19 protein-coding genes are annotated in these 21,727 nt (G+C 69.4%); 8 read left to right on the forward strand and 11 right to left on the reverse strand.

What is annotated here, in order from left to right; genetic code table 11:
- Nucleotides 1-142: 142 nt before the first annotated feature.
- Both HLH36_RS04445 and HLH36_RS04450 read left to right on the forward strand, forming a co-directional pair.
- Complete coding sequence (locus tag HLH36_RS04445; protein ID WP_182985238.1) at nt 143-1,567, forward strand: S41 family peptidase; 1,425 nt, start codon at nt 143-145, stop codon at nt 1,565-1,567.
- Entirely contained in the window at nt 1,560-2,066 is a 507-nt protein-coding gene (locus tag HLH36_RS04450; RefSeq protein WP_182985239.1) for an RNA pyrophosphohydrolase, read from the forward strand. Before HLH36_RS04445 ends, HLH36_RS04450 begins: the two co-directional genes overlap by 8 nt.
- Nucleotides 2,067-2,231: 165 nt before the next feature.
- Here HLH36_RS04450 and HLH36_RS04455 read toward each other — a convergent pair whose 3' ends face one another.
- The 8 genes from HLH36_RS04455 to HLH36_RS04490 form a co-directional block, all read right to left on the reverse strand.
- Entirely contained in the window at nt 2,232-2,651 is a 420-nt protein-coding gene (locus HLH36_RS04455) for an NUDIX hydrolase (protein ID WP_182985240.1), read from the reverse strand.
- A complete protein-coding gene (locus HLH36_RS04460) occupies nt 2,648-4,258 on the reverse strand; it encodes a DHA2 family efflux MFS transporter permease subunit (protein ID WP_275943763.1) in 1,611 nt (536 codons plus the stop codon). The genes HLH36_RS04455 and HLH36_RS04460 overlap by 4 nt, the downstream gene beginning before the upstream one ends.
- The gene (locus HLH36_RS04465; RefSeq protein ID WP_182985241.1) at nt 4,255-5,346 is read right to left on the reverse strand and encodes an HlyD family secretion protein; all 1,092 of its coding nucleotides are present in this window, start codon (nt 5,344-5,346) and stop codon (nt 4,255-4,257) included. The genes HLH36_RS04460 and HLH36_RS04465 overlap by 4 nt, the downstream gene beginning before the upstream one ends.
- Nucleotides 5,347-5,484: 138 nt before the next feature.
- The gene (locus HLH36_RS04470) at nt 5,485-5,751 is read right to left on the reverse strand and encodes a Txe/YoeB family addiction module toxin (protein WP_182985242.1); all 267 of its coding nucleotides are present in this window, start codon (nt 5,749-5,751) and stop codon (nt 5,485-5,487) included.
- The gene (locus HLH36_RS04475) at nt 5,748-6,002 is read right to left on the reverse strand and encodes a type II toxin-antitoxin system Phd/YefM family antitoxin (RefSeq protein WP_182985243.1); all 255 of its coding nucleotides are present in this window, start codon (nt 6,000-6,002) and stop codon (nt 5,748-5,750) included. Before HLH36_RS04475 ends, HLH36_RS04470 begins: the two co-directional genes overlap by 4 nt.
- A 69-nt stretch (nt 6,003-6,071) precedes the next feature.
- Nucleotides 6,072-7,793: an ABC transporter ATP-binding protein gene (locus HLH36_RS04480; protein ID WP_246376467.1), complete on the reverse strand. Its 1,722-nt coding sequence runs from the start codon at nt 7,791-7,793 to the stop codon at nt 6,072-6,074.
- Nucleotides 7,794-7,937: 144 nt separating this feature from the next.
- On the reverse strand, nt 7,938-9,137 hold the full coding sequence (locus HLH36_RS04485; RefSeq protein WP_246376468.1) for a CCA tRNA nucleotidyltransferase: 1,200 nt from the start codon (nt 9,135-9,137) through the stop codon (nt 7,938-7,940).
- A gap of 26 nt (nt 9,138-9,163) precedes the next feature.
- Entirely contained in the window at nt 9,164-9,775 is a 612-nt protein-coding gene (locus tag HLH36_RS04490) for a DUF1285 domain-containing protein (RefSeq protein WP_246376419.1), read from the reverse strand.
- Between the two features lie 85 nt (nt 9,776-9,860).
- Here HLH36_RS04490 and HLH36_RS04495 point away from each other — a divergent pair, with 85 nt between their 5' ends.
- The 5 genes from HLH36_RS04495 (at nt 9,861) to HLH36_RS04515 (ending at nt 17,650) form a co-directional block, all read left to right on the forward strand.
- Complete coding sequence (locus HLH36_RS04495; protein ID WP_182964349.1) at nt 9,861-10,910, forward strand: AAA family ATPase; 1,050 nt, start codon at nt 9,861-9,863, stop codon at nt 10,908-10,910.
- A gap of 8 nt (nt 10,911-10,918) precedes the next feature.
- A complete protein-coding gene (locus tag HLH36_RS04500) occupies nt 10,919-11,929 on the forward strand; it encodes a DUF58 domain-containing protein (protein ID WP_246376421.1) in 1,011 nt (336 codons plus the stop codon).
- Nucleotides 11,926-14,709, forward strand: a complete 2,784-nt coding sequence (locus HLH36_RS04505; protein WP_182985246.1) for a DUF4159 domain-containing protein — start codon at nt 11,926-11,928, stop codon at nt 14,707-14,709. Before HLH36_RS04500 ends, HLH36_RS04505 begins: the two co-directional genes overlap by 4 nt.
- 2 nt (nt 14,710-14,711) lie before the next feature.
- Nucleotides 14,712-16,847, forward strand: coding sequence for a VWA domain-containing protein (locus HLH36_RS04510; protein ID WP_182985383.1), 2,136 nt, complete (start codon nt 14,712-14,714; stop codon nt 16,845-16,847).
- Nucleotides 16,848-17,035: 188 nt separating this feature from the next.
- On the forward strand, nt 17,036-17,650 hold the full coding sequence (locus HLH36_RS04515) for an ankyrin repeat domain-containing protein (RefSeq protein WP_182985247.1): 615 nt from the start codon (nt 17,036-17,038) through the stop codon (nt 17,648-17,650).
- 85 nt (nt 17,651-17,735) lie between these two features.
- On the opposite strand, the gene HLH36_RS04520 is transcribed toward HLH36_RS04515, so the two are convergent.
- From HLH36_RS04520 to HLH36_RS04530, 3 genes are all read right to left on the reverse strand, one after another.
- A complete protein-coding gene (locus HLH36_RS04520) occupies nt 17,736-18,836 on the reverse strand; it encodes a site-specific DNA-methyltransferase (protein ID WP_182985248.1) in 1,101 nt (366 codons plus the stop codon).
- The gene (locus HLH36_RS04525; RefSeq protein WP_182985249.1) at nt 18,833-19,480 is read right to left on the reverse strand and encodes a ribonuclease HII; all 648 of its coding nucleotides are present in this window, start codon (nt 19,478-19,480) and stop codon (nt 18,833-18,835) included. Before HLH36_RS04525 ends, HLH36_RS04520 begins: the two co-directional genes overlap by 4 nt.
- 175 nt (nt 19,481-19,655) lie before the next feature.
- A complete protein-coding gene (locus tag HLH36_RS04530) occupies nt 19,656-19,964 on the reverse strand; it encodes a CsbD family protein (RefSeq protein WP_182985250.1) in 309 nt (102 codons plus the stop codon).
- A 343-nt stretch (nt 19,965-20,307) separates the two neighbouring features.
- Here HLH36_RS04530 and HLH36_RS04535 point away from each other — a divergent pair, with 343 nt between their 5' ends.
- Nucleotides 20,308-21,693, forward strand: coding sequence for an MdtA/MuxA family multidrug efflux RND transporter periplasmic adaptor subunit (locus HLH36_RS04535; RefSeq protein ID WP_182985251.1), 1,386 nt, complete (start codon nt 20,308-20,310; stop codon nt 21,691-21,693).
- Nucleotides 21,694-21,727 lie beyond the last annotated feature (34 nt).

The following is a 21,727-nucleotide window of genomic DNA, read 5'->3' on the forward strand; positions in this document are numbered from 1 at the left end:
TTTACAAACAGGCTCTCGGCGGTTTCCGCCCGACACGAGTTCGGTATAAGATCGCGGCAATGACGACGGTACATGCCGTTTCCGAACGGCATGGAGCCCCACCGTCCACGACAGGGGCGGTTTCACTCAGGAGACGCATGGCATGACGTTCCGCACCGGCCTGCTGCTTGGCTGCGCCTTTCTGGCAGGCATCGCGGCGGGGCCACAGATCGCCCACCTCTCCCTGCCGGCAGGGGGCAGCCTGACATCCAACGCGCTGGCCGCCAGCCTGGCCAAGGACAGCGATTCGGATTCTCCGGCCGAGAATTTCCGCCTCCTGTCGCTGTTCGGCCACGTGCTGGAACAGGTGAAGGCGAATTACGTCGACCAGGTGTCGAACCGCGAACTCATCATCAACGCGCTGAACGGCATGCTGAGCGGCCTCGACCCGCACAGTTCCTACATGACCGAAAAACAGTACGCCGACCTGCAAACCCGCACGAAGGGCGAGTTCGGCGGGCTGGGGCTGGAAGTCCAGGCCGAAGACAGCCACATCCGCGTCGTCTCGCCGATCGACGACACGCCCGCCGCCAAGGCCGGCATCAAGCCCGGCGACTATATCGTCGCCATCGACGGCAAGAACATCGACGGCCTGCCGCTGGACGAGGCCGTGCAGCGGATGCGCGGCAAGCCCGATACCACGATCTCCCTGACCCTGATCCGTGAAAAGACGCCCAAGCCGCTCATCGTGACCATGACGCGGGCGGTCATCCATATCCAGGTGATCAAGTCGGCCCTGTACGATTCGACCGGCTATATCCGGGTATCGGAATTCAACGAGGAAACCGCGCCGGGGCTGGAAGCCGCCTACCGCAAGCTCAAGGCCGACGCCCATGGCCACCTGACCGGCCTGGTGCTGGACCTGCGCTCCGATCCGGGCGGCCTGCTGAACCAGGCCATCGCCGTCAGCTCCGATTTCATCCGCAATGGCGAAATCGTCTCGACCCGTGCCCGCCACGCGCAGGAAAGCCAGCGCTGGGACGCGCACGGCACCGACATCACCGACGGCCTGCCGATGGTGGTCCTGATCAATGGCGGTTCGGCCTCGGCCAGCGAAATCGTCGCCGGCGCCCTGCAGGACCATCAGCGCGCCGTCCTGATCGGCGAGAAATCCTTCGGCAAGGGATCGGTGCAGACCATCCTGCCCATCCCCGGCGACGGCGCGCTGCGCCTGACCACGGCACGCTACTACACGCCGTCGGGCCGCTCCATCCAGGGCCTGGGCATCGTCCCCGACGTGACGGTGCGCGAAACCCGCGAGGACCCGGGCTACAGCATCCGCGAGGCCGATCTCAGCCACATCATCAAGAACCAGGGCGGCAACACCGCCAAGCCGCCGACGCGCGTCGACCTGCCGCCGATCGTCTCGTCCATCCCCGGCGAGCCGCCGGCCAACTGGCCCGCCTTCGACCTCACGAAACCCGCAACCGACTTCCAGTTGCAGCAGGGGCTCAAGATCGTCCGCGCCATGGCAACTGGCCCGCACACGGCCGATGCCTCGCCGGCAAACCTGCCGCGTCATGACTGACTCGGCATCCCTGCCTTATCGCCGCAATGTCGGGGCGATGCTGTTCAACGACCGTGGACAGGTCCTGATCGGCCGCCGCACCGACATGCAGGGCGCGGGCGGCCCCATGGAAGACGGTGTCTGGCAATGCCCCCAGGGCGGCATCGACGCCGACGAAGACCCCGAACAGGCCGTACTGCGCGAACTGCTCGAGGAAATCGGAACCGACCGGGCCGAAATCATCGCCGCCCACCCCCGCTGGCTGACCTACGACCTGCCGGCGGCCCTGATCGGCAAGGCGCTCGGCGGCCGCTATCGCGGCCAGACCCAGAAATGGTTCGCCCTGCGCTTCACCGGCACCGATGCCGATATCCGGCTGGATGCCCACCAGCCGGCGGAATTCGATGCCTGGCAATGGGTCGAGCTGGCCACGCTGCCCGAACGCAATGTCGGCTTCAAGCGCCCCATCTACCTCACCCTGGCCGACGATTTCGCCACCTACGCGCAGCCGCGACTCTAAGAAAGGCCGTTTCAAAAGCCCCGATGGCGGCGGCCTGACGGCGGTTTCCTGCGCTCCGCGGCCGGCGGCCTACAAGGCCGCATCCGCTCCGATGCTCAAAAGCCACCGCCAGACGTGTGGCTGGCGCCAGGCTCCCACGCGCCAGCGGCGCTTTTGAAACAGCTTCTAGCGGCACAACGCCGGCAGGACATGCCGGCTCAGCAGCGGGGCCAGACGGATGGGCGGATCGTCCGCGCCCACCACGTCCAGCCACAGCATCTCCGCGATCTCCGCCGCGATGGCGGGCCTGCCATCCAGATCCCCGCAATAGATCGCCGCCCGCACGACGCATCCGGGCTCATTGGCCGCCGGCGCCTCGAAATGCCCCAGCAGCATCAACCCCTCGGCATGCAGCCGGCACCCCAGTTCCTCGTACAGCTCGCGTTGCAGGGTCTCGGTCTCGCCCTCGCCCGGCTCGGCCTTGCCGCCCGGCAGCATGAAACTGTCCGTGCCGCGCTTGCGCACCACCAGCAACGCCCCCTCCCGCACGATCGCGGCCGAGACGACGTTGATCACCCGCCCCTGCACGTCGTGGCCGGCACTCAATGTCCCGCCGACGGCCGCTTGCCGCCTCCCTTGATCGGCGACAGCAGGAAGCAGAACGGCACCACCAGAAACGCCCCTATCCCCAGGATCATGAACACCTCGTTGTAAGCCAGGATCGCGATCTGCCGCGTGAACTCCACGAACAGGCGATGCTGGGCCACGGCATTGACCGCCCCCTGCGCGATCCCATGCCCCGAAGCGACCTGCCGCGCACGCGCCAGATAATCGTTATAGGGCTGATGGAACGGCGTCATCCAATGCACCATCTGCGTCTGATGCGCCTGGCGGATTTCGGTCAGCATGGCGGTCGAGCCCGAAATCGCGATCGACCCCAGCACGTTGCGCGCCATGCTGAACAGCGCCGAGGCATCGGCATTCAGCTCGCGCGGCAGGGTGGCGAAGGTGATGGTCGAAATCGGCACGAACAGAAAGGCCAGGCTGGCCGTCTGGCTCATGCGGAACAGCACCAGATGGCGGAAATCCAGCAACGGCACCAGATGCGCCGACCAGAACAGCGACACGCCCATGAAGAAGAAGCCCATGGCGATCAGCATCCGCAGGCTGAGATATTTCATCGACCGCCCGACCAGCGGAATCAGCACGATCACCGCGATACCGCCAGGCGACAGGATCAGCCCCGACAGGGTCGCGTTATAGCCCATCACCTGCTGCGCGAATTGCGGCACGACGATCGCAGCCGAATAGAGCAGCGCCCCCACTGCCCCGATCAGCAGCGTGCCGGTCGCGAAATTGCGGTCCCTGAACACGCGCAGGTCCACCGCCGGCCTCTTGGTCCGCAGCAGCCAGACCACCGCGCCGCCAATCCCCAGCACCGCCAGCACCGCCATGGTCCGGATCATCGACGACCCGAACCAGTCCTCATCCTCGCCGCGATCGACCGCAACCTCCAGGCAGCCGAACCCGATGGCGATCAGCCCGATCCCCACCACGTCCAGCGGCGCCTTCTGCTTCCTCGCCCAGGGCGGGTCCTCCACGATCATCGACACGGCGAAGGTCGCCGCCAGCCCCACGGGCACGTTGATGAAGAAGATCCAGCGCCAGGAATAATTGTCGGTGATCCACCCGCCCAGCGCCGGCCCGATCACGGGCGCCACGATGGTGGCGATCGCCGTCAGCCCGAACGCCGCCGCCCGCCGCTCGGGCGGGAACGTATCGAGGATGATCGATTGCTGGTTGGGCTGCAGCCCCCCGCCGAAGAAACCCTGCATCAGCCGGAACACGATCAGTTCCGGCAGGCTGGTCGCCATGCCGCACAGGAACGACGACACGGTGAACATGAAGATACAGATCAGGAAATAGCGTTTTCGGCCCAGCAGCTTGCCCAGCCACCCCGAGATGGTCAGCACGATGCCGTTGGCCACCAGATAGGATGTCAGGGTCCAGGTCGCGTCGTCATAGGTCGAGGACAGGCTGCCGGCGATATGCGGCAGCGAGACGTTGACGATGGTCGTGTCCAGGATTTCCATGAACGCAGCCACCGTCACGACGATCGCGATCAGCCATGGATTGGCACGGGGCTTCCATGGCTGTTCCGCTGGGGGCGTCCCCGCCGGGGTGGACGCATCGGCCGCCGGGCCGCCGCTCATTCCGTATGCACCGTCGGCACGACCGACAGGCCCAGCGTCAGCGGCAGGTCGGGCCGCATGCCCTGGTCGATCACGATCTTCACCGGCACGCGCTGCACGATCTTCACATAATTGCCGGTCGCGTTCTCGGGCGGAAAGGCGCTGAAGGTCGCACCGGTGCCAAGCTGGATCGAATCCACATGCCCCTTCAGGTCCAGGAACGGATAGGCATCCACCGCAATGTCCACCTTCTGTCCCGGCCGCATGTGGGCCAGTTGGGTTTCCTTGTAGTTGGCGATCACCCAGACTTCCGGCTCGACAACCGAGAAGATCGACTGCCCCTCGCTGACGAAGCTGCCGCGCTCGATATTGCGCTGCGAAATCCAGCCATCGTGCGGGGCGCGGATGTCCGTCCAGCCCAGATTCAGCTCGGCCTGCGCCAGTTGCGCCCGCGCCTGCGCGATCTGCGCGTCATACTGGCTGATCCGCGTCTGGGTGGTCGAGATATTGGCCTCCACCGGCTCGGCGATCCGCAGATTGCCCTCGGCCTGCGTCACCTGGGCCTTCGCGGCCTGAAGCGCCGCCGTGGCATAATCGATATCCTGCTGCGTGGTGGCGGCACGCGCCACCGCATGCTGGCGGCGATAATCGGTCTCGGCCCTGAATTGCTGCGCCTGGGCGGCCTGCAACTGGCCCTGCGCCACCAGCAGGCGCCCCGGAAAGTCCTTCTGCGCCACCGCCAGGCCGAACTGCGCCCCGGCCGCCTGCGCCTGCGCGACCTGCAGCGTCGCCGCCGCATTGTCCCGCGCCGCGCGATAGTCGCGATCGTCGATCCGCGCCAGAAGCTGGCCGGCCCGGACGAACTGGTTGTCGTTCACCAGCAGTTCCGTCACGTAGCCGCGCACATGCGGCGCGATCGTCACCGCCCGCCCGGCGGTAAACGCGTCATCCGTCTCGATGTCATGACGGGTCAGGAACCAGTAGATCCCTGCCCCCACGATAATGGCGGCCACGAAGAGGATCAGGCCGACACGGATCAGCGGGTTGGGTTTCTTCTTGCGCGTTTCTTCCGGCTTGTCGCCCGACCCTGCGCCGTCTTGCTCGGCCATACGGTTCCTCTTGACTTCCAGCTCATGGCGCCGGCCCGATCGAATGACCGAACCGGTCGGTCAATCCATGGCACGAAGAACCCGATCCATCAACCGCCCTGCTTCGACAGGCGCAATGAAAGCCCCGAACAGGCCCGCTCAGTAATGATAGCGGCACTGGGCGATCTCCAGCGCCTGCCCCTCACCCCGGCCGGAAACACGATAGACAAGCCGATCCTGCTGGGTCAGACGACGCGACCACCACCCCGATAACTCACCCTTCAACGGCTCGGGCTTCCCGGTCCCCTGAAAGGGCAGGCGCCGACATTCCCCGATAAGGGCATTGAGCCGGGCAAAGACCTTCGGATCGGTCTCATGCCAATAGAGATACTGTTCCCATGAAAGATCCGAGAAAATGAGTTTCACGGGTCGATCAGCGCCCGCTCCCCGCCATGCCCGGCCTCAAGCTGGGCAATCGACGCCCGCAGGCTCTGCGCATTGGCCGGTGACGCCAGCAGGTGCATCGTTTCCTGGATGGCATTCCATTCTTCCAGCGAGACCATGACCACCGGCTTGCCGTTCTTGCGGGTGACAATCACCTCGTCATGATTGTCCGTCACCTGCTCCATGACGTCCTTCAGCCGGGACCGGGCTTCCGAGTAGGTCAGAACCTGCATGATCCGATCTCCTTCGACTCATGAATGTACGCCTGTCGGTACTTTTACAAGCGTCCCATCGCCGGCAGCTCAGAGACCGAAAGCCTGGGTCCGTACCATGCGGGCATACAGCCCGTCCGCCGCCATCAGCTCGGCATGGGTGCCGCATTCCACGCCCTGCCCGTCGGCCAGCACCACCACCAGGTCGGCCGAACGCACGGTCGACAGCCGGTGGGCCACCACGATGGTCGTCCGCCCATGGCGCAACTGGCCCAGCGCCTCCTGCACCAGCGCCTCGCTCTCGCTGTCCAGGGCGCTGGTCGCCTCGTCCAGCAGCAGCACGCGCGGATCGCGCAGCAGGGCCCGGGCCAGGGCCACGCGCTGGCGCTGCCCGCCCGACAGGCGCTGGCCGCCGGGGCCGACGCGGGTGGCAAACCCCTCGGGCAATGCATCGATAAAGGGCTCCGCCGCCGCCGCCCGCGCCGCCGCGCGGATTTCGGCATCGCTCGCCATCGGCCGGCCGACCCGGATATTGTCCGCCACCGACAGGTCGAACAGCAGCGTATCCTGGCTGACATAGGCAATGGCATCGCGCAGGTCGGCCAGCCGCACGGCGCGCAGATCCATCCCGTCCAGCACGATCCGCCCGCCACTGACATCATGCAGGCGCGGGATCAGCGACAGCGCGGTCGATTTTCCAGCCCCCGACGGGCCGACCAGCGCCACCGTCAGGCCCGGCCTCGCATCGAAACTCAGCCCGTCCAGCCCCACCCGCCCATCGGGATAGACGAACGACGCCGCCTCGAACCGCAGATGGCCATTCCCCTCGGGCAGGGGCCTTGCATCGGGCGCCTCGACGATATCGGCCGGCTCGTCGATCACGGCGAAGATCCGCTCCAGCCCCGCAAACCCCTCCTGCATGGCGGCATTCAGCGACCCCAGCGCCCGCAGCGGACGCGACGCCAGCAGCAGCGCCGCCACGAAACCCGAAAAATCGCCAAGGGTCGCGCCCCCCAGCGCCGCGCGCCAGCCGGCAAAGCCCAGCACGGCCGCCACCGCGGCCCCACCCAGCACTTCCAGCACCGGATCGACCCGCGCCCGCCCCCGCGCAATGCGCAGAAGGGCGGCATGCAACTGATCGAACGCATGATCGACCCGCTTCGCTTCCGCCTGTTCCAGACGATAGACCCGCACCGTCCGGGCCTGGGAAAAGCTCTCGGTCAGCAGCGCCGAGGTCTCGCCCATCCGCTCCTGCATCCCGCCCGATGCCCGCCGCACCTTCTTGCCCAGGCGCTGGATCGGCACCGCCGCGATCGGATACAGCACCGCCGCGATCAGGCTCAGCTCCCAGTCCATATAGAACATCGACACCACCAGCCCGGCGACGGTGACGACATCGCCCAGCGAATTGACGACGCGGATCATCGCCTCGCGGATCGAGACGGCATCGGTGGTGAACCGGGCCGCGAGCTGCGCCGGCGCCTCACGCTCCACACGGGCGATGTCGGCATGGAGCAGATGGGCGAACATCCGTTCCTGCAACCCGCGGATCACCACCAGCACCAGGTTCTGTACCGCGACGGTCTGGCCATATTGCGACAGCGCCTTGGCGGCGGTGATCAGGATCACCAGCGCCGGCACCTGGTAGAGGATGCGCGGATCATGGTCGGCAAACATGTCCAGCGCCCGCTGGATGACCAGCGGATACAGGCCGGTCAGCGATGCCATCAGGATCGTCAGCCCGATCACCGCCGCGATCCGGCCGCGATGGCGGCGCACATCCTCGCGCCACACCCGCCGCAGCAGGTCCATGCCCCGCTCACGCACATCAGTGCCCGTGGGCCGGACCGGCGGCGGCACGGGCGGGGCGGAAACCGGGGTCCGGGACGAAACGACGTTCATGCAGCCCTTTACCAAGCCATGGGTGACAAAGAAAGCAACGCCCAGCGCCCGGGATCAGGCAGGGCCGGCCACCAGCCGCTCCAGATGGGCCAGGCACTCCCGCCGCCCGGCGCGGCATCCGCCCGCCAGCCACCATGCGCGAACCTGCTCCAGCACCTGCCCCATACGGGGGCCGGGCGCCATGCCGGCCTGCATCAGGTCCCGCCCCGCAAGCGGAAAGACCGGCCGCGCGCGGGCCAGCAGGTCGGCACGCAACGCATCCCATGCGGGCGAACGCGTCCCCAGCCGCTCCGCCTGGACCCGCCAGCTCCGCCCGACCAGCGCCTGGGCGGGCTCTTCGGCCAGCAGGCGGCGACGTCCATCCTCATCCATCGCCGGGTCGGGCAGGTTCCCCGACCGGATCGCCGCCAGCGCCGCCGTCTCGGCCCGCGACAGGCGCAGGCGGCCGGCCAGTACGTCCGGCGCCGCCCGCGCCAGCACCGCCAGCCGCAGCACCGCATCATCCGGCGCACCGGTCCCGATCAGCCGTCCCAGCGCCGGCAGGTCGCACCCTTCCGGCAGCAGGCAGGCCAGCACGCCGCATGTATCCATCAGTTCCAGGGTCGCCACCACACCGGGGCCGACCAGGATGCGCCGCAGCTCCGACCACACCCGCTCGGCCGAGAGCCGGGACAGATGGTCGCGCAGCGCCGCAATCGCGCCCATCGCCTCCGCATCCGGCACACCCCGCCCATAGCGGGCATGGAAACGAAAAAAGCGCAGCACCCGCAATGCATCCTCGCGAATGCGCGCCGACGCGTCCCCGACAAAACGCACCCGTCCGGCCGCCAGATCCATCCGGCCGCCGAAATTATCATGCACCACGCCGTAACGGTCGCAGGACATCGCGTTGATCGTGAAATCCCGCCGGGCCGCGTCTTCCCTCCAGTCGCCGGTCCAGGCCACGACCGCGTGCCGCCCGTCCGTCCGTTCGTCCCGGCGCAGGGTCGTGATCTCGTACGGCCGGCCGGCGATCACGGCCGTCACCGTGCCATGGGCCAGTCCGGTGGCCACGACCTTGATCCCGGCCGCGGTCAGGATGGCCTGCACGCGCTCGGGCGGTTCCGGCGTGGCCATGTCGATATCGGCCACCGTCCGGCCGGCCAGCAGGTCGCGCACAACCCCGCCGACCAGCCGCGCCTCCGGCAGCAGCCCCCACAGCCGCCCCAGCCCATGGCGTATGTCCGGCGGCAGCGCCGCCAGCCGGTCCGCCAGTTCGCCGGCCGGCTCCTCGCCGCGTGTCAGCTCCCCTCTCCGCCCGGCAGGCACGAGAGGGGAAAGAAGACATTCTGGCTCCACACGCCCAGGCACGGCGCGCCGCGACAGGTGCCGGGAACCGCGAGGGCCGCCAGTTCGTAATAGACCGAACGGGCAATCCGGGCCTGGATCGGATAGGCTCCGGCGCCATCGCGTACATGCAGGTAGGGAACCGGGCCGCTGCCGCATTCCTCGCAGGGAACATCCCATTCGGCCAGGATCGGATGGTCCGGCCCGGCACAGACCACCAGGTCGACATTGGTGCGAAAGGACAGGACCTGATCACGCCCGCAACCGCTCCAATGCAGCTCCATCGCCACGAACGGCACGTCCTCGACCTCGATCGTGCCGCGCTCGGTCGGCGTCTGCAGCCAGTACGCCCCCTCGGCATCACGGGTCAGCACCGACGCGAACAGGCAGACCATCGGCTTGCGACGGATCGGCGTGCCGCGATAAAGCCACGTCCCGTCGCGCTGTATCCGGAACGGCAACGCCCCGCATGACGACGGCGCGGACGCGACGGCGCGTCGCGCGGAACATCCGACACTCTCGAAAGACGCCACGGCGTGCCTGTTCAGATCGTCAGCCAAATGCATAACCCACGCCTGTTGAATCATCCGACCCCCGATATAGGGATCATCCCCGACTTGATGAAACCCCCAGACCTGTCAGATTGAACGCATGACGATATCGGACGCCCTGCCCTCAGCCTCCGGCACCGCGCCGGGCCTGCCCCCCTTTGCGGCATCGGATGCCACCGCCGACCTCGCGCAGGCCGAACGCCTGGGCGGGCTGCTCCAGGCGGCGCGGGCCGAAATCGGCCGCGTCATCCATGGCCAGCGCACGGTCATCGACCAGACCCTGACCAGCATCCTGGCCGGCGGCCATACGCTGCTGGTCGGCGCGCCCGGGCTGGGCAAGACCCTGCTGGTCACGACATTGGGAACGGTGCTGGGCCTGGAAGCCCGCCGCGTGCAGTTCACGCCCGACCTGATGCCGTCCGACATCACCGGCAGCGAGATCCTGGACGAGGACGAGCACGGCCGCCGCAGCTTCCGCTTCGTCCCCGGTCCCGTCTTCTGCCAGTTGCTGATGGCCGACGAAATCAACCGCGCCAGCCCCCGCACCCAGTCCGCCCTGCTCCAGGCCATGCAGGAACACCGGGTCGCCATCGCGGGCACCGACCACAGGCTGCCCCATCCGTTCCACGTCCTCGCCACCCAGAACCCGATCGAGCAGGAAGGCACCTATCCGCTGCCCGAGGCCCAGCTCGACCGCTTCATGCTCCAGATCCCGCTCGGCTTCCCCGACGAGGCCGCCGAACGCGCCATGCTGCTGGCCACCACCGGCAGCCAGGACGTGGTGCCCCGCCCCGTGCTGACCGACCGCGACCTGGTCGAGGCCCAGCGCCTGGTCCGCGCCCTGCCGGTCGGCGACCGTGTGGTGGACGCCATCGTGCGCCTGGTCCGCGCCGCCCGGCCGGAAACGACGCAGGATGCCACCATCCGCGACTCCGTGGCCTGGGGCCCCGGCCCGCGCGCCGCGCAGGCACTGATGCTGGCCACCCGCGCCCGCGCGCTGCTCGACGGCCGCCTGTCGCCCAGCATCGACGATATCGCCGCCCTGGCCCAGCCGGTCCTGGCCCACCGCATGTCCCTGACCTTCACCGCCCGGGCCGAGAACCGGCGCCTGCCGGACCTGATCGACGGCCTGCTCCGCACGCTGGACTGACCGTCGCGATGACGCGGCCCCCCTCCCTGCCCGGCCGCGCGGCCGCCTTTATCATGCGCCACGCCCTGGGCCGCGCGCCGGCACGGCACGTCCCGGCAACGGACACGCCAGACGCCGGCATGCGCGCGGCCGCCGTCCCGCTGGCGGCGGCGGAAAACCTGGCCGCGCGCATGCCCGCGCTGATCCTGTCGGCCCAGCGCATCGCCGCGACCGTGGCGGCCGGCCACCATGGGCGCCGCCAGGCCGGCCCGGGCGAGGATTTCTGGCAGTTCCGCCCCGCCCAGCCCGGCGAGCCGGTCACGCGCATCGACTGGCGCCAGTCGGCCCGCGGCAGCCGCGCCTATGTCCGGGAAACCGAGGCCGAAGCCGCCCAGACCGTCTGCCTGTGGTGCGACCCCAGCGCCTCGATGCGCTGGCGCTCCGCCCCGGCGCTCCCGCTGAAATCCGACTGCGCCATCCTGCTGACCCTGGCGCTGGGCGCGCTGCTGCTGCGCCAGGGCGAACGCGTGCGCCTGCTGACGCCGGGCGAACCGGTCGACATCCCCCCCGGCGGCCGGGCGGCGCTGGACCGGCTGGCGGTCGCCCTGATGCGGACCATGGCGCATGACCCGGAGGATACCAACCTGCCGCATCCGCAGCAGGTGCCCCGCCACGCGCGGGTGGTGCTGGTGGGCGACGGGCTGTGCGGGCTGCCGGCCATGGCGGCGCTGCTGCGCGGCCTGACGGCGCGTCCGGCCCGGGCCCTGCTCCTGCTGGTCAACGACCCGGCCGAAGCCGACTTGCCTTACGCGGGACATGTCCGCTTTTCCGGCCTGGAAGGCGAGGACACGCTGACCCTTTCCGGCGTCGAACAGGTGCGCGGCGCCTATCGCGACGCCTATGCCCGCCATCAGGCGGCCCTGGCCGATCTGTGCCGCACCAACGGCCATCTGCTGATCCGCCACGCGACCGGCCAGCGGCCGGAAGAAGCCCTGCTGGCCCTGCACGCCGCCCTGTCGGGGCGGGGAGAGCGCCCATGATCTTCCAGCTTCCCTGGCTGCTGGCGGCGCTGGCCATCCTGCCGGTGCTGTGGCTGCTGCTGCGCACCCTGCCGCCGCCGCCCCAGCGCCGCGCCTTCCCCGCCATCATGCTGCTGCGCGGCCTGCGGACCCGGGTCACGCAGGCCGCCACCGCCCCGCTCTGGCTGCTGCTGCTGCGCTGCGCGGCCCTTGCGGCGCTGATCGTCGGTCTGGCCGGCCCGGTCCTCCGCCAGGACCGCGCCGGCCAGCCCGCGCCCGGCGGCCCGGATACCAACCTGCTCGTGGTCTTCGACAATGGCTGGGCCGCCGTGCCGGACTGGCCCCGGCGCCTGGCGGCCATCGACGCCCTGCTGGATCGCACAACCCACCCCGTCCGCCTGCTGACGACCGCACCGGGACCGGCCGGCGAGGCCCCGTCCATCGGCGCGCCGACGCCACCGTCCCTGCTGCGCGGCATGCTGGATTCCTCCCGCCCCATGCCCTGGCCGACCGACCGCGCCGCCGCGGTACAGGCCCTGCGCGACCTGGCCGCCAGCGGGTGGCACGGGCGGGTGGCCTATGTCTCCGACGGGCTGGCCGCTGCCGAAGACCCCGCCTTCGCCGCCGCATTGGCCACACTCGGCCCCGTCGAAACCCTGATCGACCGCGATGCGACGATCGCGGTCCTGACGCCCGCCCCCGTAGCCGGCGACCAGCACCTGCACGTCGCCGTCAGCACCCTGCCCTCGCCCCATCCGCGCCAGTTGACGGTGCGGGCCGAAGCCACCGATGGCGGTGTCCTGTCGCTGGTACCGGTACCCGTCGCGGCCGGCGCCCGGCAGGGCACGGCCGAGGTGGCGCTGCCCGCCGAACTGCGCAACCGGATCGGCCGGCTGGTCCTGCGCGACATGCAGGGCCCGGCCGGCGTGCGCCTGCTGGACGAGGGCGACCGGCGCCGCCCGGTCGGGCTGATCGGCGTCGCCGGCACCGATACGCCCCTGATGGGCACGCTGTTCTACCTCCGCCGCGCCCTGTCCCCGACCGCCGAACTGCGCGAGGGCCCGGCCGCCACGCTGCTGGCCCGTCCGCTCTCGATCCTGATCGCACCCGACGGCGCGCTGGACAGTCCCGAAACCCGCCGTGCCGTCACCGAATGGGTGCGCAAGGGCGGGATGCTGATCCGCTTCGCCGGCCCCCTCCTGAACGGCAGCCCGGACCACGGCCCCACCGCCCCCGACAGCATCGCGGATGCGGGTGTCCCCTCATCCCCCCTGCCCGACGCCCTGCTGCCCGTGCCGCTGATGGCGGGCGAACGCCAGCTCGGCGGCGCGATGTCCTGGGGCAAGCCGGAACATCTGGCCCCATTCCCCGACGATTCCCCCTTCCACGGCCTGACCGTTCCCACCGATGTCACGGTCTCGCGCCAGGTCCTGGCCCGCCCGGCGGCCGATCTGGCCACCCATAGCTGGGCCCGCCTGACCGACGGCACGCCCCTGGTCACCCATGCCGCGCTCGGCACGGGTGAAATCGTGCTCTTCCACGTCACCAGCACGGCCGAATGGTCGAACCTGCCGCTCTCCGGCCTGTTCGTCGACATGCTGCGCCGGCTGGCCGAACGTTCGGTCGGCGTCGACGCCCCGGCCGACCACAGCCTGCTCGCCCCCTACATGACATTGGATGCCGACGCGGTCCTCAGCCCGCCCCCACCCGCCGCGCGGGCCCTCCCGGCCGACGCATTCGGGGCCACGCCCCCCTCTCCCGCCCATCCGCCCGGCCTGTACGGCCCGCGCGCCAGCCGCCGCGCCCTGAACCTGGGCGACGCGATCGGCCCGCTCGCCGCCCAGGCCACGATCGGCCACGAAGTCACGCTGGGTGGCCAGCCCCGCGACCGCGCGCTGGGCCCCTGGCTGGTCGCCGCCGCCCTGCTGCTGCTGGCGCTGGACGCGGTGCTGACCCTGCTGCTGCGGGCCGGCCGCCTCCCGGCCGGACGGGCTGCCCTGACGGGCGCCCTGCTGCTGGCCACCCTGTCCTCCCCCGCCCGCGCCCAATCGGCGCCCGATGGCGTGCCCGGCGCGGCCCTTGAAACCAGGCTGGGCTATATCCTGACCGGCCATGCCGATCTCGACGCCGTGTCGCGCGAGGGGCTGCAGGGCCTGTCGGACTACACCAACGCCCGAACCTCCGCCGTGCTGGGCCATCCGGACGGCGTGGTGCCGGGCCGCGACGATCTGTCCTATTATCCGATGCTCTACTGGCCGGTCGCAGCCGATGCGATGATCGACCCGGCGCGCACGGCGGCGCTGAACGCCTATATGCGCCATGGCGGCATCCTGCTGATCGACAGCCAGGGCGTCGATCCCACGGCTCCCGGCACCGACGCCCCGCAGGGCGCCGGCTTCGCCGCCCAGGCCCCCGGCACGGCGGCCGCGCTGCGCCGCATGACCAGGGGGCTGGACGTGCCCCCCCTCACCCGGCTGACCGACCGGCACGTGCTGGCCCACACCTTCTACCTGCTGCACAGTTTCCCCGGCCGCTATGACGGGCTGCCCGTCTGGGTGGCGCGCGAGGGCGACAGCGCCAATGACGGCGTCAGCCCGGTCATCATCGGCTCCAGCGACTGGGCCCATGCCTGGGCCGTCGACGAGCAGGGCAACACGCCTTACGCCACGGTACCGGACGGAGCCACCCAACGCGTCACCGCCTACCGGTTCGGCGTCAATGCCGTGCTCTATGCCCTGACGGGCAATTACAAGGCGGATCAGGTCCATGTGCCCGCCCTGCTGCGGCGGCTGGGGGAATGACCATGCCCGACCTGACCACCCTGCGGCACATGACGTCCTTCTCGCCGCTGCTGCCCTCCTGGCTGCTCTACGCGCTGGCGCTCCTGGCCACGCTCCTCCTGCTGGCCGGCCTGCTGCGCCGGGCGCGCGGCACGCTGTGGCGCGCGGCGGCGGCGGCCATCGTCCTGCTGTGGCTGGCCGGCCCGGAACGCATCAGCGAAACCGGGCAAGCCCTGCCCGAAACCGCCATCCTGGTGGTCGACCAGTCCTCCTCCATGGGCGTGGGACAGCGCGCCGCCATCGCCCGCCAGGCGGCCGAACGCCTCCAGGCCGAGGTCGCGCATGTGCCGGGGCTGACCCTGCGCACCGTGACCGTGCGCGACGGCCACGGCCAGGGCACCCGCCTGTTCGCGGCCCTGGACCAGGCGGCGGCCGACATTCCGCCGGCCCGGCTGGCCGGCGCCATCCTGCTGACCGACGGACAGGTCCACGACACCCCGGCACAGGTGCCCGAACGGCTGCACCCCGCCGATTCCGGCGGCCGGCACACAATTCTTCCGCTGCATGTACTGCTGGCGGCAAAGGGCGAGGAAACGGACCGCCGGCTGCGCATCCTCCAGGCGCCCCCCTACGCCATCGTCGGCCAGACCGCGACGCTGCGGGTGCAGGTGGACGATCTGGGCCCCCACCCCGATACCGGTGCCGAGGTCGAGCTGACGCTGGATCGCGGCGGCGAACCCCCGCTGCACCGGAGCGTCCGCGTCGGCCAGCCGCAGGACATCACCCTGCCCGTCACCCATCCCGGCCCGATGCTGGTCGGCCTGTCGGTCTCGGCCCTCGCGGGTGAAGTCTCGACCGCCAACAATCAGGACGTGGTGCGGATCAACGGGGTGCGCGACCGGCTGCGCGTGCTGCTGGTCTCGGGCACCCCCAACCAGGGCGAGCGGGTCTGGCGCCGCCTGCTGAAGGCCGACCCGTCGGTCGACCTGGTGCATTTCACCATCCTGCGCCCGCCCGACAAGGATGACGGCACGCCGCTGTCCGACCTCGCGCTGATCGCCTTCCCGGTGCGCGAACTGTTCCAGGAGAAGATCAGCCAGTTCGACCTGATCATCCTGGACGGGTTCGAGAACCGCGCCATCCTGCCCCGCGCCTATCTGGAGAACATCGCCCGGTATGTGCGCGACGGCGGCGGCCTGCTGCTGATCGGCGGCCCCGAATTCCTGGGCCCGGGATCTTTGCAGGATACGCCGCTGGGCGACATCCTGCCGGCCCATGTCCCGGCCGAGGGCGGGCTGACGGAACAGCGCTTCCGCCCCGCCCTCACGGCTGCCGGCCACCGCCACCCCGTCACGGCGGGCCTGCCGGGCGGCGGCAGCGCGCCGGACGGGCACGATGCCGAATGGGGACCATGGTACCGGGTCCTGCGGACCGATTCCGTCCACGGACAGGTCCTGATGGACGGCCCGAACCACACCCCGCTGCTGGTGCTGGACCGGGTGGATCGGGGCCGCGTCGCCTTCCTCCTGTCCGACCAGATCTGGCTCTGGTCGCATGGCGAGGGCGGCGGCGGCCCGCAATCCGAACTGCTGCGGCACGTCTCGCACTGGCTGATGAAGGAGCCGGAGCTGGAGGAGGAACAGCTCACGGCCACCATCACCGACGGCCGGATCGTCGTGACCCGCCGTACCGCCGCCCCCGTCGCCCCGCGTGCGGTCACCATCACCGCGCCCGACGGCACCACGCACCAGGTGCCGCTGCATGCCACCGGCATCGGCCTGTCCCAGGCCGATGCGCCGGCGACCCGGCAGGGCATCTGGATGGCCGATGACGGGACGCACCGCGCCTTCGCCGCCCCCGCCCAGGACGATCCGGAGGAATGGTCGGACCTGCGGGCCACGGCGACGGTCACGGCTCCGCTCGCCGGCCAGACGGGCGGCGGCGTGTTCTGGCTTGGGGACGATCCGGACCATCTCCAATTGCCCGCGCTGCATCCCCCGGCGTCGGGCCGCGTGGCGGGCTCGGACTGGATCGGCTTTCCCCGGCGCGACGCCCGGCTGATCACCGGCCGAACCGCAAGCCCGCTCCTGCCGGCCTGGCTGGTGCTGGCGCTGGCCGCCTCCCTCCTGCTGACGGGCTGGTGGCGCGAGGGCCGCTGAACCGCGTTGCCACCGCAGCCCGATGGCAACAAGACTCGCGATCCTGCGATTTCCATCGCATCGCGGCCTGATCTGGATTATGGAAGGGGGCCGGGTACGCGTCCGGCAAGCCGGTCCATATCGGGCGGTCCGCATCCGCCCCGAACAGGTCGCGCCTGTCATCGAGACGAATGTTACTGAGACGAATAATGATTGTCAGAACAGGTATCCGCCTTCTCTTCCTCACGCTGCTGACCGGCAGCGCGGTCATCATGGCCCCGACGCATTTCGCCTATGCCCAATCGGACGACGATGAGGCCGAAGCCGACGCCGCCGACGCGGCGAAGCAGGCCGAGGCACGGCGCGCCGCACGCGCGGCCGCCCCGCCGGCCGCCCTCCCCGGCGCCGAGGCGAACGAGGAAGTCAGCGGCCATGCCAATGGCGACCTGAACCCGACCGCCGCCCTGTTCGACGCCATCAATCGCGGCAGCCTCGGCGCGGCCAAGGAAGCCCTGAATCGTGGCGCCGACATGGAAGGCCATAATGTCCTGGGCCAGACGCCGCTGGACATGGCGATCGACCTGAACCGCAACGACATCACCTTCCTGCTGCTGTCGCTCCGCACGCTGGACGACGAGCACGTCATCGCGGCCTCGTCCACCCATTCCGGCATCACCATGCGGAATGGCAGCGGCCACCTGACCATCGACGGCACCAGCCACGGGTCCCGATCGGGCGTGATGGTGGCGAACAGCCGCACCGCCCCCCGCGACAACGGCACCCCCCGCCCCGAAATCGGCTTCCTGGGCTTCGGCGGCGGCTGACACGCCGTTTCAGGGTCGTCTTACCCCTTGGGGTCAATTGATCCCAAGGGGTAACCAAACCCGGAGCCCATGGCCAGCCAGGCGTTCAGCTCGCCGCGCTATCCTGCGACAGGATCTCGGTCCGCAAGACATCCAGCGGAACCATCTGCCCCTCGCGCAGCAGATGCCAGAACGTCCAGCCATTGCAGGACGGGGCATTGGTCAGCAGCGCCCCCAGCTTGTGGATCGATCCGCGCTGCGTGCCGCTGACAAGCGTGCCATCGGGCGCCACGGTGGCCGATACGCGCTGATGCCGGTCATATACCGTCGTTCCGGCCGGCAGCAGGCCCCGTTCGACCAGGCTGCCGAAGGGCACACGCGGCGTTTCGCGCCGGGCAGGCGTCGTCAGCACACTGTCCAGGGGCACCGGGCGTTCGCGCCGGGCACGCCCGATCGCGGCTTCGGCATAGTCCGGATGGCGCTCGATCCCGATAAAGCGGCGGCGCAGACGCCGCGCCATCGCCGTCGTCGTGCCCGTGCCGGCAAATGGGTCGAGGATGATGTCATCCACATTGGTCGAGGCGACCAGCACCCGATGCAGCAGGCTTTCGGGCTTCTGGGTCGGATGCAGCTTCAGCCCATGGGCATTGCGCAGCCGCTCGCCGCCCGTGCACAGCGGCAGGTACCAGTCCGAGCGCATCTGCACGTCGTCGTTCAGCGCCTTCATCGCCTGGTAGTTGAAGCGATAGCGGCTGTCGGCCCCCCGCGCCGCCCAGATCAGCGTCTCATGGGCATTGGTGAAGCGCCGCCCCCGGAAATTCGGCATCGGGTTCGACTTGCGCCAGATCACGTCGTTCAGGATCCAGAAGCCCAGATCCTGCAGGATCGCGCCGATCCGGAAGATATTGTGATACGACCCGATCACCCAGATCGTGCCGTCCTTGCGCAGCAGGCGGCGCGCCTCGCCCAGCCAGGCCCGGGTAAAGCGATCATATTCCGCAAGGTCGCTGAACTTGTCCCAATCATCGTCCACCCCATCCACGACGCTGTCGTCGGGGCGGCGCAGCTCTCCACGCAATTGGAGGTTATAGGGCGGATCGGCGAAGATACAGTCGATCGACCCGCTCGGCAGGGTCTGCATCAGCTCGATGCAATCCCCGCGCAGGATCTGGTCGAGGGGCAGTTCCATCATCACCGCGCCGCTCATGACACACCCCAGGCTGCTTCGCCGCCATCGACGGGCAGGCCCAGCGACAATTGCCGGACGGTGCCGAACGCCGCGCGATGATGCGGTGTGGTGCCGACATCGCACAACGCCGCACGATGCTCGGCGGTGCCGTAGCCGGCATTGCGCTCCCACCCATAGGCGGGCCAGCGGACGGCCAGGCGCTCCATCAGCCGGTCGCGCACCACCTTGGCCACGATCGACGCCGCCGCGATCGACAGGCTTTCGCCGTCCCCACCCACGACACATTCCGTCCGGCACCCGAAATCGGGGGCGGCGTTTCCATCCACCAGCACCATGTCCGGCCGGACAGGCAGGCGCGCGACAGCGCGCCGCATCGCCAGAAAGGCGGCATGGAGGATATTCAGGCGCGCGATCTCGGCGACCGAGGCCGCGGCAACCGCGACATGCACCCCCCGGGCGCCACGCAGCGCGACATAGGCGCGCTGCCGTGCCACGGAAGACAGCTTCTTCGAATCGTCCAGCAGAGGGACCAGCCGGTCCGGCACGCCGCCGTCGAAGATCACCGCGGCCGCCACGACCGGGCCCGCCAGCGGGCCACGGCCCACTTCATCCACTCCGGCGACCCGGCCCCCATGCTGCGCCTCGCGCGTGTAATCCGGCATCCACCCCATCCCGAACCGGGCCGAGCCGGGCGCCTGTCGCCCGATTCGCACACCGAATCACGTCCTGAAGGGATGGAAACCATCTTTACATCATGTTGCGCAAGATGCTGATTCCGTGCCGAGTCCTTTCAAACGGAAAAAATCGTCTCCGCCAGGGACTCGGGCCGGCGGGATTTCAGCTCTTCGCCGCCCGGCGCGGCAGCAGGATCAACCCGGCCAGAAGCCCGACGACGGCCGCGATCGCCACCGACAGCAAAGGCCGGTCCTGCACGAACAGCACGGCCTTCTCCACCTTGCCTTCGCCCTCTTCGTACAATTCGGCGAATTCGCGACGCGCCATGCCGCTCAGTTGATCGACCTTGCCTTCCGCCTGCATGCCCAGATCGCCCGTCAGGCCACCCGCCGCGTCCTTCAGGCGGCCGGTCCCCTCTTCGATGGCGCCCTTTGCCTTCTCGACAAACGTTTCGTTACCGGATTCCGTCATGCCTTTTACTCCTCCAAACGAACCCGCCCCGCGCGGGGGCCTGTCTTATGGAAACGGATCGAATACCGCCCGGTTGCGCACCCCGCCGCCGGGCGGGCCGGATCATCCGGCCCGGATGGCACGCTATCGCGGGCATCACGATCCCGCCACCGATGGAATAGACGGCGCCATCCGCCGAAAACATACGGCAGACGGTTGGCGCGCGTCGAAAATTGTTACATTTCTAGACGGTTTCCTAAGCAAGGATTTAGGCACTTTTTTTTCGCGTAGCTGCTAACACTGCCGCCACAAATCGCACGCCCGACGTGCCCGACGTCATTGGATTGAGGAAGACCCGACGACCATGGACAAACCGACTCTGGACCCGTCCGACCTGCCCACTCAGCAATCGACAGGGCCCGGCCGGCAGGGCAGCGCCGGGAAGAAATCGCGCCGCCGCCTCCTGCTCTGGGGCACGGCGCTGGTCGGCGCCGCCGTCATCGCGGCGGCCTTCCTCAGGCCGCACGGCCAGAGCGGCAGCGGCGGGCGCCACGCCCGCCAGATGGCGGCGGACGTCCAGCCGGTCGCGGTCGCCACCGTACACAAGGGCGACATGCCGGTCGAACTGACCGAGCTGGGCACCGTGATCCCGATCACCAACGTCACGGTCCAGTCGCGCGTCGACGGCTACCTGATGCAGGTGCTGTTCACCGAGGGCCAGCACGTCAGGAAGGGCGACCTCCTGGCACTGATCGACACCAGGCCCTACGAAGTCCTGCTGGCCCAGTACGAAGGACAACTGGCGTCCGACATGGCGCAGCTACAGCAGGCAAGGGTGGATAATGCCCGCTATCAGCGCCTGATCCGCCAGAACAGCATCGCGGCCCAGACCGCCGTCGACCAGCAATACAAGGTCGCGCAGCTCGAAGGCACCGTGAAGGTCGACCAGGCCCAGGTCGACAACGAGAAGCTCCAGATCACCTACTGCCACGTCATCGCCCCGGTGGATGGCCGCGTCGGCATCCGCCAGGTGGACATGGGCAACTACATCACCGCCGGCCAGACCAACGGCCTGGTCATCCTGACCCAGATGCAGCCGATCTCCGTGATCTTCACCCTGCCGGAGACCGAGCTGGGCCGGGTGGCCGACCGGCTCCGCAGCGGCGTCTCCCTGCCGGTCGAAGCCTGGGACAGCACCAACACGCGCAAGATCGCCGACGGCGCCGTCAGCGTGCTGGACAGCCAGATCGACACCGCGACGGGCACGGTCAAGATGCGCTCGATCTTCCCCAACCAGGACGAGACCCTGTTCCCGAACCAGTTCGTCAACGCGCACCTGCTGGTCAATACCGAGCATGACGTGCTGCTGCTCCCGACCAACGCGGTGCAGACAGGGCCGAACGGATCGTTCGTCTATGTCGTCAAGCCCGACAGCACCGTCGAGGTCCGCGACATCAGGACCGGCACCTCGCACGGCGACAGCGTGGTCGTGACCAGCGGGCTGAAGGAAGGCGAGTCCGTCGTGACCGACGGCACCGACCATCTGCATGCCGGCGCAAAGGTCACGATCCCGGCCGCGAGCGACGCCACCGCCACCCAGGGCGGCGACACGGCCGCCCCGGCGGCCGGCCAGGGCCGCCATCACCGCCGCCACGATACGGCGGGACAGGGCGATACCACCGGCAGCCCCTCTGGCAGCCCCTCTGGCAACCCCTCTGGCGGCACATCCGGCGGGCAGCCCCAGCCGTGATTCCGGCCCGACATCAGACCCGTCGCCTTCAGCC

It is taken from the genome of Gluconacetobacter aggeris, from assembly GCF_014174395.1.
GTDB lineage: Bacteria > Pseudomonadota > Alphaproteobacteria > Acetobacterales > Acetobacteraceae > Gluconacetobacter > Gluconacetobacter aggeris.

Coding starts and splice junctions, on each gene's coding strand:
- HLH36_RS04445 (WP_182985238.1), top strand. CDS start 143: ATGACGTTCCGCACCGGCCTGCTGCTTGGCTGCGCCTTTCTGGCAGGC.
- HLH36_RS04450 (WP_182985239.1), top strand. CDS start 1,560: ATGACTGACTCGGCATCCCTGCCTTATCGCCGCAATGTCGGGGCGATG.
- HLH36_RS04460 (WP_275943763.1), bottom strand. CDS start 4,258: ATGAGCGGCGGCCCGGCGGCCGATGCGTCCACCCCGGCGGGGACGCCC.
- HLH36_RS04465 (WP_182985241.1), bottom strand. CDS start 5,346: ATGGCCGAGCAAGACGGCGCAGGGTCGGGCGACAAGCCGGAAGAAACG.
- HLH36_RS04475 (WP_182985243.1), bottom strand. CDS start 6,002: ATGCAGGTTCTGACCTACTCGGAAGCCCGGTCCCGGCTGAAGGACGTC.
- HLH36_RS04480 (WP_246376467.1), bottom strand. CDS start 7,793: ATGGACCTGCTGCGGCGGGTGTGGCGCGAGGATGTGCGCCGCCATCGC.
- HLH36_RS04490 (WP_246376419.1), bottom strand. CDS start 9,775: ATGCATTTGGCTGACGATCTGAACAGGCACGCCGTGGCGTCTTTCGAG.
- HLH36_RS04495 (WP_182964349.1), top strand. CDS start 9,861: ATGACGATATCGGACGCCCTGCCCTCAGCCTCCGGCACCGCGCCGGGC.
- HLH36_RS04500 (WP_246376421.1), top strand. CDS start 10,919: ATGACGCGGCCCCCCTCCCTGCCCGGCCGCGCGGCCGCCTTTATCATG.
- HLH36_RS04505 (WP_182985246.1), top strand. CDS start 11,926: ATGATCTTCCAGCTTCCCTGGCTGCTGGCGGCGCTGGCCATCCTGCCG.
- HLH36_RS04510 (WP_182985383.1), top strand. CDS start 14,712: ATGCCCGACCTGACCACCCTGCGGCACATGACGTCCTTCTCGCCGCTG.
- HLH36_RS04515 (WP_182985247.1), top strand. CDS start 17,036: ATGATTGTCAGAACAGGTATCCGCCTTCTCTTCCTCACGCTGCTGACC.
- HLH36_RS04520 (WP_182985248.1), bottom strand. CDS start 18,836: ATGAGCGGCGCGGTGATGATGGAACTGCCCCTCGACCAGATCCTGCGC.
- HLH36_RS04525 (WP_182985249.1), bottom strand. CDS start 19,480: ATGCCGGATTACACGCGCGAGGCGCAGCATGGGGGCCGGGTCGCCGGA.
- HLH36_RS04530 (WP_182985250.1), bottom strand. CDS start 19,964: ATGACGGAATCCGGTAACGAAACGTTTGTCGAGAAGGCAAAGGGCGCC.
- HLH36_RS04535 (WP_182985251.1), top strand. CDS start 20,308: ATGGACAAACCGACTCTGGACCCGTCCGACCTGCCCACTCAGCAATCG.